The sequence below is a fragment of the bacterium genome (genome assembly GCA_019695305.1).
Taxonomy (GTDB): domain Bacteria; phylum UBA10199; class UBA10199; order UBA10199; family JAIBAG01; genus JAIBAG01.
In genome coordinates, this window is the sequence record JAIBAG010000015.1 from 13,401 (window position 1) to 27,982 (window position 14,582).

The 14,582-nt window shown below is 43.0% G+C and carries 11 protein-coding genes and 1 riboswitch; all 11 genes read left to right on the forward strand.

Annotation, left to right across the window (positions count from 1 at the left end; translation table 11 throughout):
• Window positions 1-151: 151 nt before the first annotated feature.
• The 11 genes from leuS (at window position 152) to K1X76_08050 (ending at window position 14,526) form a co-directional block, all read left to right on the forward strand.
• Complete coding sequence (gene leuS / locus K1X76_08000) at window positions 152-2,608, forward strand: leucine--tRNA ligase (protein ID MBX7149014.1); 2,457 nt, start codon at window positions 152-154, stop codon at window positions 2,606-2,608.
• Window positions 2,609-2,691: 83 nt separating this feature from the next.
• Entirely contained in the window at window positions 2,692-3,639 is a 948-nt protein-coding gene (gene holA, locus K1X76_08005) for a DNA polymerase III subunit delta (GenBank protein ID MBX7149015.1), read from the forward strand.
• A gap of 21 nt (window positions 3,640-3,660) precedes the next feature.
• A riboswitch (cobalamin riboswitch) is annotated at window positions 3,661-3,792 on the forward strand.
• A 25-nt stretch (window positions 3,793-3,817) separates the two neighbouring features.
• Window positions 3,818-5,761 carry a TonB-dependent receptor gene (locus K1X76_08010; GenBank protein ID MBX7149016.1) on the forward strand — a complete coding sequence of 648 codons (1,944 nt, stop codon included), beginning with the start codon at window positions 3,818-3,820 and terminating at the stop codon, window positions 5,759-5,761.
• Between the two features lie 311 nt (window positions 5,762-6,072).
• Window positions 6,073-6,897, forward strand: a complete 825-nt coding sequence (locus tag K1X76_08015) for a helical backbone metal receptor (protein ID MBX7149017.1) — start codon at window positions 6,073-6,075, stop codon at window positions 6,895-6,897.
• Window positions 6,894-7,889: an iron ABC transporter permease gene (locus K1X76_08020; protein ID MBX7149018.1), complete on the forward strand. Its 996-nt coding sequence runs from the start codon at window positions 6,894-6,896 to the stop codon at window positions 7,887-7,889. The genes K1X76_08015 and K1X76_08020 overlap by 4 nt, the downstream gene beginning before the upstream one ends.
• On the forward strand, window positions 7,882-8,649 hold the full coding sequence (locus K1X76_08025) for an ABC transporter ATP-binding protein (GenBank protein MBX7149019.1): 768 nt from the start codon (window positions 7,882-7,884) through the stop codon (window positions 8,647-8,649). Before K1X76_08020 ends, K1X76_08025 begins: the two co-directional genes overlap by 8 nt.
• A 38-nt stretch (window positions 8,650-8,687) precedes the next feature.
• Complete coding sequence (locus K1X76_08030; protein ID MBX7149020.1) at window positions 8,688-9,260, forward strand: energy transducer TonB; 573 nt, start codon at window positions 8,688-8,690, stop codon at window positions 9,258-9,260.
• Between the two features lie 52 nt (window positions 9,261-9,312).
• Window positions 9,313-10,527, forward strand: a complete 1,215-nt coding sequence (locus K1X76_08035; protein ID MBX7149021.1) for a hypothetical protein — start codon at window positions 9,313-9,315, stop codon at window positions 10,525-10,527.
• On the forward strand, window positions 10,524-11,483 hold the full coding sequence (gene gshB, locus K1X76_08040; GenBank protein ID MBX7149022.1) for a glutathione synthase: 960 nt from the start codon (window positions 10,524-10,526) through the stop codon (window positions 11,481-11,483). The genes K1X76_08035 and gshB overlap by 4 nt, the downstream gene beginning before the upstream one ends.
• Before the next feature lie 140 nt (window positions 11,484-11,623).
• A complete protein-coding gene (locus K1X76_08045; protein MBX7149023.1) occupies window positions 11,624-12,310 on the forward strand; it encodes a hypothetical protein in 687 nt (228 codons plus the stop codon).
• Window positions 12,307-14,526: a hypothetical protein gene (locus K1X76_08050; protein ID MBX7149024.1), complete on the forward strand. Its 2,220-nt coding sequence runs from the start codon at window positions 12,307-12,309 to the stop codon at window positions 14,524-14,526. The genes K1X76_08045 and K1X76_08050 overlap by 4 nt, the downstream gene beginning before the upstream one ends.
• The last annotated feature ends 56 nt before the right edge of the window (window positions 14,527-14,582 follow it).

Here is a 14,582-nt window from a genome sequence, read left to right on the forward strand (position 1 = left end):
CCCGACAAAAATACAGTGGTGATAACACCACGGGAGCCGCAGGTCCATGGAGCCCTGATCGTAGATCAGGGTGGAATGGTCCCCGTAGCGTAGCGAAGTGGGGTCAAATTCTTTCCTTCGACGCTTCCCGACATCTACCTTATTCAGTGCTATGGAACAAAAATACAACCCGCAACTAATCGAAGTTAACCGTCAGAAAAAATGGGATGATACCCAGGTAAACGCCACCGGTTTTGATACATCCAAACCCAAATATTATCTCCTTGAAATGTTTCCCTATCCCTCCGGCCGCATCCATATGGGCCATGTGCGCAACTATACCATTGGCGATGTAGTGGCCCGCTTTAAACGCATGAAGGGTTTTAATGTATTGCACCCCATGGGTTGGGATGCCTTTGGGATGCCGGCCGAAAATGCGGCTATTAAAAATAACAGCCACCCTCAAACCTGGACCGATAAAAACGTGGCCGAAATGCGCGAGCAATTAAAGCGTATGGGTTTCTCCTACGATTGGACGCGCGAAGTAAATACCTCCAAACCCGAATATTTTAAATGGGAGCAGGAATTTTTTATCCGCATGTGGGAGAAAGGGCTGGCGTATCAAAAATTATCGGAAGTAAACTGGTGTAACACCTGTGCCACCGTGTTGGCCAATGAACAGGTGGTGGATGCCAAATGCTGGCGCTGCGATAGCCCGGTTATATTAAAGCCGCTTAAACAATGGTTCTTTAAAATTACCGCTTACGCGGAAGATTTACTGAAAGGGATTGAAGAATTAAAAGACGGCTGGCCCGATCGTGTGCTGACCATGCAGCGCGAATGGATTGGAAAATCCACCGGGGCTGAAATTGATTTTACTTTAGAAGGTACAAAAGAGAAGGTCACTATTTTTACCACGCGTCCCGATACTTTGTTTGGTGTAACGTTTATGTCGATTGCGCCTCAAAGCCCGCTGGTTGAAAAACTCATTGAAGGTAAACCGCAAGCGGATAGCGTGCGTGCTTTTGTAGATAAAGTAAACAAGGCCGAAAAAACCGAAGATAAATTTGCCGAAAAGGAAAAAGAAGGGGTTTTTACCGGGGCTTTTGCCATTAATCCTGTGAACAACCGCCGTGTGCCCATCTACGTGGCCAACTTTGTGCTGATGGGTTACGGAACCGGGGCTGTGATGGCTGTTCCCGCGCATGATCAACGCGATTTTGAATTTGCTCGTAAGTATGATCTCCCGATCAATGTGGTGATTGAACCCAAGGGCCAGCATCTTGATGGCAAAGCCATGAAGGCCGCTTATACTGAAGAAGGTAATCTTGCTAATTCCGGACAGTTTACCGGGATGAAAAATGAAGTGGCTAAACATGCGATTGTCGATTTCTTGGAACGCAAAAAATTAGGACGCAAGAGTGTAAATTATAAACTGCGCGACTGGGGTATTTCGCGCCAGCGTTATTGGGGAACACCCATACCTATCATCCATTGCGAAGCGTGCGGCATGGTTCCGGTTCCCGAATCTGATTTACCTGTTAAATTGCCTTTTGATGTTTCTTTTACCGGAGTAGAAGGCTCACCGCTTTCGCGTCATGAAGCTTTTGTAAATGTGAATTGCCCTACGTGCGGCAATAAAGCGCGTCGCGAAACCGATACCATGGATACCTTCATGGAATCGTCCTGGTATTTTTTGCGTTATACCGATCCTAACGCCACGACGGAACCCTTTAGCCCCGAAAAGGCTGCGTACTGGCTCCCTATCGACCAATATATCGGCGGTATCGAGCATGCGGTGTTGCATCTTTTGTACTCGCGCTTTTTCACGCGCGTGTTGTCCGATTTAGGTTATCTCAAACTCTCCGAACCTTTCGAAAAACTGTTAACTCAGGGCATGGTTATTAAAGATGGCGCCAAGATGAGTAAGTCTAAAGGTAATGTGGTGGATCCTAATCATATTATCGAGCAATACGGCGCCGATACGGCGCGCCTTTTTATGCTGTTTGCATCGCCTCCCGAACGCGATCTCGATTGGTCGGATGCGGGTGTGGAAGGTTCGTATCGTTTTTTAAACCGCGTGTGGAATTTAGCGTACGAGACCGTTAGTAATCGCTGGGAAGGGAATCAGGATCATCCTGAACTTTTATATTGGGTGCATAAAACCATTAAAAAAGTGACGGAAGATATCGGCGATGAATTTCATTTTAACACGGCTGTATCCAGTATTATGGAGCTGGTGAATTTTTTACAAAAAATTGCGCCGCAAAGCGGGCTTTCGGCGGCGTTTAAGGATGCGCTTAAAACACTGGTGGTGCTTCTTTTTCCTTTTGTGCCGCACATGGCCGAGGAGTTGGCCGAAATTATGGGTGTTGGTGGAGATCTGGCTACTTATCCCTGGCCCAAGTATGATGAAAAAGCACTGCAGGTGAGTAATGTTACCATTGTGGTACAAGTGAATGGCAAGCTGCGTGCTCAACTCAATTTACCTGTGGATGTTTCTCAGGATGACGCCGTAAAAGCTGCGCATGACAATGAAAAATCGAAGCCGTATCTTGAAGGGAAGCAGGTTGTTAAAACAATTTTTGTAAAAAACAAACTGCTTAACTTTGTGGTGAAGGACTCTTAGTTCCCTCCCTTTGTAAGGGAGGGTTAGGGAGGGTAGTCGCACTACCTCCCCCAGCCCCTCCTTACAAAGGAGGGGAGGAGCTTATGCATCAACCCATTCACATTTTAGTCGGAACCGATACCTTTTTGATTGAGCGTGAAAAAAACGCCATCATTCAAAAAGTGCTCGGCGATAAATACGATCCTCTTTTAGTTGAACGCTACATCTCCAAAGAAACCCCGGCAGCTTCTCTTATCGATAATCTTGTTACCGGTTCCTTATTTGCCTCGCAAAAAGTGGTGATTGTGAGTGGAGTGGGTGAATCAAAAAAGGATGATTTAGGGCCTTGGGAGACATATTTTAAAAACCCGCAGGATGCATCGGTATTGGTGCTCGTCGCCGATAAAATCGATAAGCGTTTAGGGATTTGGAAAGAAGCGATTAAAAAGAATTGGGTTACCGAAGTAAAACCGCCTTACGATAATAAACTTCCTGAATGGGTTCAGATAGAATCGAAACGCATAGGGCTTGGCTTAACCACGCAGGCTATACGCGCGCTGGTAGATAGTGTGGGCAATAATTTGGCCGGTTTAGTGAGTGCTTTGGAAAAGCTGCAAATTTATGTGCTGCCGGCAAAACAGGCCGATGTTAAAGAGGTATCGGCTGTGGTGGGCGATTTTCATTCGCATACGGTTTTTGATTTGGCCGAAAGTTTGGGAAAAAAGAGTGTGACACAGGCGAGCCGTATTTTGGATGATTTGTTTTTAAACGGTGAGCCGCCGGTGCGTATTCTGATTATGCTCATCCGTCATTTTAGGCTTCTTATGTTAGCTTCCGAAAATGCAGGCCGGCCCGAATACGAAATGGCTTCTCTTTTAGGTGTAAGCCCGTTTTTTGTTAAAGATTATGCAGGGCAATGCCGCAATTTTTCGCCCTCTAAACTGCGTGCTATCTATCGTTATCTACAAAAAATTGATCTGAAGCTTAAATCCAGCCCCTTAAAGGGTGCTTTATGGATGGATGAGTTGACGCTTAAGCTTTGTTTACAATAATTGACATTATTGTTCTATCCGACTAGCTAGTCCCTGCGTGTATTTTAAAGGGAAGAAGGTGAAAGTCCTTCGCGGTCCCGCCACTGTAAGCTTAGTTATCCGCTGAAAATTTTGGAGCAAGTCAGGAAACCTTTCACGCAACATTTTTTGGATTCTCTCCGAGGAGAAGGGTTTCCGTATGAATTTTTTACTTTTTATAATACTGCTTTTTTGTTCTGCTTCCGCCTTTGCGGACGACGTAGAGCTTGCGCCCATTGTTATTTCTGATTCTCTTAAAAGTACCAAAACCGATACATCTACCATCCAAATCTCCACTAAAAATTATCAGAACCGTATCGTCACTGTTCCCGAAGTATTGGCTGAGCAATCGGGTCTTCATTTAACGCGTTATGGAGGGAGCGAAGAGTCTACTTCTCTTTCGGTCCGTGGTTCGGGTTCTAACGAAGTAGGTGTGTATCTGGATGGTATCCCGCTACAAACAGCCAATGGTTTGGGGGTTAATTTAACGCCGCTCGATCTTAATTCTATTAAAAGTATTGCGGTTTATAAAAATGGAGCGGTGAGTGAAGATGGCTTTGTTCCGCAAACGGGGGTGGTGTGGATTGAAAGTAAAAATATTCCCGGCGATACGCATTATGGGGCAAGTGTAGAGTACGGCAGCTTTAACACTATAAAAGCAAATACACTTTTTTCTAAAAAATGGAAAAAATTTGGACTCTTATTGTCCAATAGTTTTCATCATACCGACGGCGATTTTAGCTTTTTAGATAATAACGGCACGCCTGTAAATACAGCGGACGACGCAACCATACGTCGCATTAATAATGAAGCTAATACCTATCAGCCGCTGCTTAAATTAAGTTACGATTTTGATGATAAAACGGAAGTGGTGCTTTTAAACCGCTTTGTTTATCAGGATCGTGGCATTCCCGGAATTACATCCAATCAATCTGTGCATGCAGGTCTTACCGAAAAAGATTATTTGTTTGGATTAAAAGTGAATCGGAAAGATTTTTTTCTAAAAAATCTTAATTTTTCCAATCTGATCTATCAGCGTTTTTACCAAAGCCAGTTTGATGATAGTTTGGCCGAAATCGGTTTGGGCCGCGCGCAGGATAATAATGATACAAGTTCTGTGTTTGGCAATAAGATGGTGTTTGATTATGTGGGTTTTAAAACGCATGCCCCGCAGTTGTTTGTGTTGTATCAAGGTGAAAATTTTGCGCCCACCAATTATCTGGCCTCTCCCCAAAAGGGAAAAGAAAGTTCGCGTTATCAGTTTAATGTGGGGCTTTCCGATGTATGGAGTTTGGGCAAAGTGGTTTTAAAGCCGCATGTTTCACTGATGAATACGTTTAATCGCTTAAATAATGACGATACTTCTTTGCCGGCTCCGGGCGGCTATGAAAATGCCAAATCGCGCCATGATGTGGCGGGATCTTTGGGGGTGAGTTATGGAGTTTTATCGTGGATGACGCTTGAGGGTAATGTGGCGCGTGTGTTGCGTCAGCCTACGTTTAGCGAATTGTTTGGTGATAGAGGCGGGTTTGTGGGAAATCCATCTTTAAAAGCACAGAAATCGTTGGAATGGGATGCAGGTGTTGTGCTGAAGCGTCATAAATTTTTTGCACGTACAGCATATTATGAAAGGCGTGTGGATGATTTGATTCAGTTGCAGATTGGATCGGGTGTGGTGCGTGCCGAAAATGTGGGGGAGGCGCTCTTGCGTGGTGTAGAAGTGCAGGCGGGTGCTACCTTGTTTAAAAGTTTAACTTTGGGTGGTAATTACACGTATCAATCCGCCATCGATAAGGCTCAGTACCCGGGTCGCACTCTGGTGGGGAGGCCCAAGCATGAAATAAATGTGCAGGCCGATTATAAGTATAAAAAGATAAATCCGTATGTATCGTTTAATTATTTGGATGCCAATTATTTAGATCCGCTCAACACGCGTGTGGTAACGCATCGCAGTTTTGTGAATGCGGGTGTGAGCTACGAGGCTACCAAAAATATCACTTTGGGTTTTGAAGCGAAGAATTTATCGGATGAGAAAACGGTGGATGTGGTAGGTTTTCCCCTTCCGGGGCGTTCTTTCTTTGGAAAGATTTCTTTTAAAAAGTGACTATCGGGCGAGAGCGCCGCGATAGAACACTTTTGTTGCAGGGGATTTAGGTTTATTTTTTAATGTAGGTTTTGGAGAAAGGCTACCGCCGATAAGCGTAGCTCCCAAAGCACTGACAAATAAACCGGTCCAAATTGTTGCTGCAAGTAACATATACGTTCTTTCACCATCCAGCCTTGTTGTGGTGGATGTTTTTGTTTCGAAAGCTGTTGGGCCTTGTGAACCAAACCGACTTTCGATCCGTGAGCATGTATAGTGTTTATAACGCGATGTGTCAATGGTTCGCATAAAATATTATAGGTGATGCCCTGATGGTTAGATTTAAAATATTAATATTATTATTGTTTTTCAGTTTTGAGGTTCAGGCCTACGAACGTATTATTTCGTTAAAACCCAATATTACTGAGCTGGTTTATGACTTGGGTCTGGGTTCTAAGTTGGTTGGGGTGACCACTTATTGCGATTATCCGTCCCAAGCTCAAAAGATAGATAAAGTGGCCGATTATGTGCGGATAGATGTGGAAGCTATTGTGCGCAAAAAGCCTGATATCGTGTTGGGCGCTAAAGAAAACAGCCTCGAAAAACAAATTGAATTTTTACGCGGGCAAGGCCACAAGGTAGAACTTTATACCTTTGGCACGGTGGCACAAATTGTAAGCTCTATCCATAGTTTAGGAAAAACTCTTGAGGTAGAAGATAAAGCTAATAATCTGGCCCAAAAAATTGAAGAGGCGGTAAAAAACTATACGCAACAAGCGCAGGCCCTCAAAATTAAACCGCGCCTTTTAGTAGTGGTGGGGCATAACCCGTTGGTGGTAGTGGGTGGGCATAATTTTATGGATGAACTGATTACGCTTGCCGGTGGTATCAACGTGGTGGGGGCTTCAAGCTTGCCGTACCCTACCTATAGTTTAGAACAATTTGTGGCGGCTAATCCCGATATGGTGGTGGATTTGGTGATGGGAACCGAAAAGGAAACGTCCCTGGAAAAATTTTACCAAAACTTTGCTTCGGTAAAAGCAGTGCGCAACAAGCACGTGTATAAACTAAATATGGATCGTTTTAGAGCGTCTATGCGCTTTTTGGATGGCCTTGGTGATTTAGCGGAGCTGGTAAGTCAGTTTAAGAAACAATGATGCCCTTACAACGCAAATGGATGGTGGTGCTTGGTGGTCTTCTTTTTTTATTTGTAGGATGCATCATTGCGCTTAGCTTTTTGGGGAATCCCATTCTCTCGTTCTCGGTTTTAAGTGAGGGCGGTGATGCCACCTTAAAAGAAATTTTTTTCAATATACGCATTCCCCGTTTGCTTATGGCTTCTTTAGTGGGTGCCGGCTTATCGGTATCGGGCGTTTCGTTCCAGTCTCTTCTTAAAAATCCACTGGCCGATCCTTATATTTTGGGTATTTCCGGTGGGGCTGCGTTGGGTAGTGTGCTGGGTTCATTTTTGGGATTTTCGGTAATTTTTATTCAAATTACTGCTTTTATTTTTTCTCTTCTTTCCATTTTGTTTTTATACCGATTGGCTTCTGTTAACGGACGGATTCCCGTTCACACATTACTTCTATCCGGTGTTATTTTTAACGCGTTCTCCTTTGCGCTCATCCTCCTTGTAATGTCGTTTTCGGCTATGGGGCAGGCGCAGCAAATTTTAGCGGTGCTCATGGGCAATTTAGAAGTCACCAATTACCAAACTGTTTTACTGCTCGCGCTTTTTGTGGGTGGTGGTTTTCTTATTCTTTTCACACAAAGCCTTAAAATGAATGTGATGAGTTTGGGCGAAGAGGTGGGTACGTCGCTGGGCATTAATCTTGAAAAACATCGTCTCGTCGTTTTTGTGGCGGCTTCCATGATTGTGGGTGCTTCTGTAAGTGCCGCGGGTCTTATTGGTTTTGTGGGTTTATTTGTTCCGCACATTATTCGTCTTTTATTTGGCTCCGATAATCGTTTGGTTTTGCCGGCTTCTTTTTTGGGAGGAGCCATTTTTTTAATGTTTTGTGATTTTTTGGCCAAAACGGTATTAACGGTAGAAAGCATTCAAACGCAATTGCCTGTGGGCGTGGTTACTGCGCTCATGGGTGGGCCATTTTTTATGATGCTTCTTTTGAAAGATAAAAAAAATGCTTAGAGCTTCTCATCTTAATTATTCTATTAATAACAAACCCATTTTAAACGATGTAAGTTTTACTCTGGAAAAAGGGGATTTTGCTGTATTGATGGGCCCTAACGGTGCCGGCAAAACAACGCTTCTTAAAATTTTTGCCGGTATTGTGCGCGACTATACTGGTGCTGCTACCATTCATTTTGCTCACATTAATAAACTTACGCCCAAGGGCGTTTCGGAATTTGTGTCGTTTGTGCCTCAAGAAGGGAGTTTGCCTTTCAAATTTACAGCGCTGGATGTTGTGCTGATGGGCAGAGCGGGGCGTAAAAAAGGTTTTGGTTTTGATACGCTGGAGGATTATCAGCTGGCCAAAACATCCATGCAAAAAACAGATTCTTGGCATTTGGCCGAACGCTCTTTTGATTCGCTCTCGGGCGGCGAAAAACAGCGTGTGTCGCTAGCCCGTGCACTCACTCAAAAAGCTCAAATTCTTCTTTTAGATGAACCTGGTAATCATTTGGATATTCCTCATCAAAAAAGTTTTTATCAGGTTCTTGAAAATTTGTGTCGCGAAGAAAAAATGATTGCTCTTTGTGTGGCCCACGAACTTAATTTGGTGTCGCAGTATGCCGGCAAAGTTATTTTTTTAAAGGCTGGTTTTTTGTTATCGGCTGGCCCACTCCAGCAAGAAATGACCAAATCCCGCATGCAGGAGGTGTTTGAAACAGATTGCTCGCTCTATCAATCGCGGGCAGGAGCGCCTGTTTTTATTCCTGAACGATGAACTTAGGTGAATAGTGGATAGTGAATGGTGGATGGCAAATGAAGAAATCTTATTTTATTTCCATTTTATTTCATCTTTTGCTTTTGTGTGGTGCTATTTTTTTGTGGGTGCGTCATGAGCAAAATAAGCTACAGGGAAATGTGAGCTTGCAGTGGTATAATTTAGCACCTCAGGAAAAGGCAGGAGAAGAAGAGGTGGGATCTAAAACGCCTCAAGAGACTACTCAGCCCGTTAAAACTAAACCGCAAGATCAAGGGAAAACAGTTACTGCGCCTCAGGCGCTTCCAACAGGAGGAGAGAAAAAAGGAAATGCTGGCGAAAGCAAAGTGAGTAGCGGTAGTGGCAACCCTGATGTTCTGAGTGCCATTCGGTCACGTATATTAAAATATAAAATTTATCCTCCTATGGCGCTTCGTCAGGAATTACAAGGGACTGTTGTTGTGTCTTTTAATATCACTCAGGCAGGGGAGGTATTTGGATTAAAAGTTTTAAGTAGTTCTGGTCATGCGCTTCTGGACGAGGGGGCGCTTCAAACAGTAAAAAAGGCCGCTCCGTTTCCATATTATCCCGATACTATTAATCTTGGGATGAAGTATGAAATTGAGGAATAGCCTGGGGGATTATTTACTGGCAAGTTTTGGCTAATCCCGTAATATACCGTTAATGCTTTCGTATTCTCCCGAACTACAGGACATTATCCTTCGTTATTTAAAAACCAATTTTCTTCCGCCGCGGATGAGCGGCCGCGATGCGCCTTTTAACAAAAAGGATTACGAGTATTTTGCAAAAGGCGCCTATAAATTATCCACCGCTTTTACCGAAGACAAGCAATCTATCCCCGGCAATTATTTTAACGATCCTATTTTACGCTCCGGTTATATTTTGTATTTTTTACCCGTTAATCTTCTCAAGATGGTGAAAATTATTAACGAGATGAAACCGTCTACTCTTACTACAGGTAATGTGCGCGTGCTCGATTTAGGCAGTGGTCCTGGCAGTATGGCGCTGGGTATGATGCAGGCTTATTTTTCGCGCATAATGGCTCTTAAAAAAGATGTGTGGCTCGATTTTACCCTGGTAGATCAAAATTTTACTATTTTAAAAGATGCCAAAAATATGCACGATGCTTATGCCGATCATTTAAGCGAAAAATCAAAATTATTTCGCTCGCAATGTTCGGTTAAAAATTTTGATTTTAGGCGTATGGGATTAAACCGCTTTTTGCGCAATATGCGATTCCATTATATTATGGCCGGTAATGTGCTGAACGAGTTTCATTCACGCGATGAACAGTTACAGTTTTTAAAAACGCTGGTGGAACATCATTTAGAACCCAAAAACGGAAAGATTATTTTAGTGGAACCCGCCACCAAAAAAACATCGCGCGATTTGCAGTATTTGCGCGACGAGCTTGTGGTGCACGATAAAATTTTAACGGTTGAGGCGCCTTGTTTGCATCAAAATGAGTGCCCGCTTAACGTGATAAACAAGCGCGATTGGTGTCATTTTTATTTTGCCTGGGAAAAGCCCGAATTGATTGAACGTGTGGATAAGCTGATTGGTAATCAAAAAGACTGGCTGATGTGCTCGTACATGGTGCTTTCTCCAACTGGTGAAGTTATGCCTCAGCCTATCAAAGATTCCTGGCGCGTGATTAGCAATGTGATGCCATCTAAGGGTAAAAAAGAGCTTGTTTTATGCGGGCCCCCGGGACGTTATCATGTGACCCGTCTTGATAAAAATAAATCGCTGTCTAATGCGTCTCTCGATAAAATACGTCGTGGTGATATTGTTATCCATCCTATTTCTCCCAACGCTCCCTATACGGTAGATGGGCAGATGGTGCTGGATAAGAAAGACAGTATTAAAATTTTATGACGCGCTCTATTCTTATTATTGCCGATCCCATTTCCACTTTTAATCCTGTTGCCGAAACCACCTCGTTTATTGCGCATGAATTAGTGCGTCAAAAATGGCAGGTGTGGATGACTACACTCCCGCAACTGATGCTGGGCGATAAAAAATTTGAAGCCCAGGCAATGCGCGTTTCTATTGCTCAAAAAAATAAAAAATTTGTTTATAAAATTTTAAAAACAAAAGTGGTGAGTCTTCATACTTTTAATGTTGTTTTTTTACGTAAAGACCCGCCGGTAGATGAGATGTTTACACAGCATCTTATTATGCTGCATCAGTTTGAGGTGTCGCAAAAACGTAAGAGAACTTTTTTTATCAATTCTCCACTTGGTGTTTTGGAAAGTAATGAAAAAATATTTCCGCTCATGATTCCCGGTTTATCAGCGCCAACACTTATTACGTCTAGCTTGTCTGCCTTTAGGGCGTTTTTAAAAAAACACCGTTATATTGTGATAAAGCCGCTTAATTTGTCGGGTGGAAGAGGGATTGTACGTGTAAAAATATCTCAAAAGAACGCCGATGCTATTTTTAAGAAAAGCTCGCATAACTTTAGTTGTTACATGATGTTGCAAAAATTTATTCCGGCGGCCCTCAATGGCGATAAACGTATTTTGGTTTTTAACGGAAAAATTTTGGGCTCATTTTTACGCGTGCCGGCCAAGGGTGATTTTAGAGGAAATTTGCATAGTGGAGCTAGCCTTAAGGCTTGTCCTTCCACCGTTGCCGATCAAAAACTTGTCAAAAAGCTTGCCCCGCATCTTAAGGCTCGCGGTTTATACTTTGTGGGCATCGATTTATTGGGCCGTTTTGTAACCGAAATTAACTCTACTTCGCCCATGGGTATTAACGAAGTAAATCAGCTTGATAATTCTCACATTGAGAAAAAGATCGTCAATTGGATATCTGGTAAGCTTATTTAAAGCTTAAAAGGAGTTTTTATTATTTCGCAATCCTTATAAATTTGTTTCATTTCATATAATTACAACAATTCAGTTATTTTGACATATATAAGGCGTGACTCAATTTGTTGACGGCATAAATATTGCACATCCCATCAGTCATGATGGTGCGTCTGCGACAAATATCATTTTTTTTCCTTTTATCTATTCTTATCAGTTTTTATGTGCCTACCACGCACGCTCAGGCCGATGAGATAGATACCGAAGATGACATTCAGCCACTTATAGACATTACGCGTTCAGACGCAGGAGAGGATGATGGTGTGCCCACAGCGTGCCAGGGCTACAGCGCAGCGCAAAAAGAAGCTGCGTTTGATGTAAATCCTGAACGATTTATGAAAAGCCTGTTGTCGGTAAAAAATTTAAGACAATTGGCAAATTGTAATACAATTTCGGTAGAAGGCCTTTATTGCCAGGAAATGATCTTGGAGCCCATATCGCATGTTGTTTTTGAAGATGGTGAGGAAAATAGTGTTTGTGTTGGAGGTGATGGGACAACGGTAAGATTTAGGGTTGTGAATGCAGTTGAGTGTTATCCGGTTACCGAATTGCCAGCCGAACTGATAGAGGAAAAAGGTGCGGTTGCCAAAGCCGAGATATCGGCAGAATGTCAGGCTAGTTTACTCAGTTCGGCCGAGGTTGGAGGAGAAATTGGGCTGGGTTTTTCTGGTGGTTGTTCTTTAGTTAACCAAAATTTTTCATCAAATAATTTTTTGTTTTTTTTATTTCAGGGGTTTTTCATGGGAGGGGTATTGATAGCTTTTAAAAAAAGTGGAGCTCCTTTATGAAAAAACATATTTTTAAAACTCTTTGTCTGTTAGTTTTATCCCAAGTGGCCATCAGTTGCGGTGGTGATAGTAATAAGGATGATCTTGGGCTTGAGTATATTTTTAAAGATCCCACAGAGGAGGCTGGACCAGCTTCCTCCTGTACCGAGTTAACAGAACAGGCTTGTCGTGATAAATTTCCTGATTTGTTTAATGTAGATCCTGTAGATAATGAGTGTCCTCCAGCTCCTGGATTAACCGAAGAAACATGCGGTTTATGTGTGAATCAGTTTCCAGGCTTGTGTGATGGTACAAAGCCTGCTTGTGAACCTGTAGCTTGTACGCCTGTAGATTGCACTCCTGTAGATTGCACTCCTGTGCCAGATCTTGATCCAACAAAAGAGACATGTGATAATCTTTTTCCACCAATAGGTTGTGGCGATCCAACCAAAGATCAATGTGATAATCTTTTTCCTCCGATAGGTTGTGGCGATCCAACAGAAGATCAATGCAATACCCTTTATCCACGAGAGATTTGCCCTCCAAAGGTAACTTGCAACCCTCCAACTAAAGATGATTGTAATACTCTTTATCCACCCGATCCTCCTGTACCGGATGATGATACCTGCTCAGCGCCCGATCAAAAATGTGACGCGGCTACCTTAGCTCTTAAACAAAATCTGCTCAAGTTGCATCCCAAAGCTTCCAAGGATATGATTTTTTTCCTGTCGTTTAAAAATTTAAAAGTGATGCTCGATACGGCAGCTATTCGGGTTACCGATATTATGAGTCTGATTTATTCTCTGGCCAATAGCGCTATTGCCGCATCGCCTTTTGGTGCTATTCCGGCTACTTTTGATATGGCCAGTGCTCAAATGGCCGTATCGGTTGGAGGCGTGTCAAGTCAACCCGTGATTACCGGATCGTATCAAATGCCCCCTCTTGATGATGAGGCGTGGGTGTTTGCCATGAAAGGTATTATAGCACTGTTTAAAGACGTGGCCCAAAGTCAAACCGTTGATTTTACGCCCGATATTAATACCGACTCCGCTTACTTATTACTTCCATCTGATCCCAATTTTGATCCGACAAAGACAACAGATAAAGTATCCTTCACCTGGACTGTTAGCACATCGTCGGGTAATATTCCTTTTCATGGTTCAATCAATAAAAATGGCAGTGCTGTTTTTTCAAATAATCCAAGTGCTACATTTACTCCACTAGCAACAACAGATTCACTGCTTGACACCGCTCAAGGTTCGCAGCTAGCACAAAATTGTGCGGATGTATTAAATGCAACGGTTTCGGCAGATTTATTTGCCAATATGTTTTGGAGCAATATTTCGGCCGAAAGAGCAGCCTGGTACAAGCTGGCTTTGGTTACCTTGAGAGATAGTTATGCTAACAACCCAACCGCCAATAGTTTGTTTAATCTGGGTGACCCGGCCGATTATATGAGGCTTTTGGGTATTGTTGACACCACCAGAAGTACCTATGATAGCTCAGCTTTCCTTTCTTTCTTTTTGGGTACAGCTGTAACTGATAGTGTGCCTCTCTATGATGGTGCTACTGTGCCATTGGCAGGTAATCAGTACATTCTTCTGGGTGCTGAAGTTTGGGATGAAGGTGCTAGTGGTCAAACCGCCGAGTATTTGGCCGGTACTTATACGCGTGCCTCCGACCGTGTGCTGGGCTTGGCTCTGTATATGGGACTATCCGAATGGGGCTATCGTGATAGTTTTGGTGAGGGAACATATAGTAGCTGTAGTGTAATAGATAAAAAACCGGAAGATTTGGTAACCCAAAATTCTCTCTTTGATAACATTATGATTAATGGCTCTGTTGATTTATGTGACGCTATGAATACAGGATCTGTTGAAGCTACGTATGCATCCGAAGGGAATGTAGAGTTTAAATATACGGATCCTACTACTCCTGCCAATACATTTACCATTATTTGTGACCCCAGTTCGGAGGATGCGGCTAATAAGTGCAATATAGAAATGATCAGTGCATCCACTCATAATGGTGTATCTCAGCCTTTGGGTAGTACTTTATTTTTAGATCAAGGGCTTTCTACTGTAACCAGAAGTGGTAACGCAGCTACATTTAAAATTGTTCAAGGTTACAATGAGCCGTCTGGACTCACGCATCATCCTGTAACAGCCTGTGAGTTTACATGCACCAATATTCCTGATCCCCCAAGCCCAGAACCGCAGAATCCCTTTGTTTGGTAATGTATATTGAATCAAACTGACAATTCTCAAACTGATAAGAGAATCGTCAAATGGAT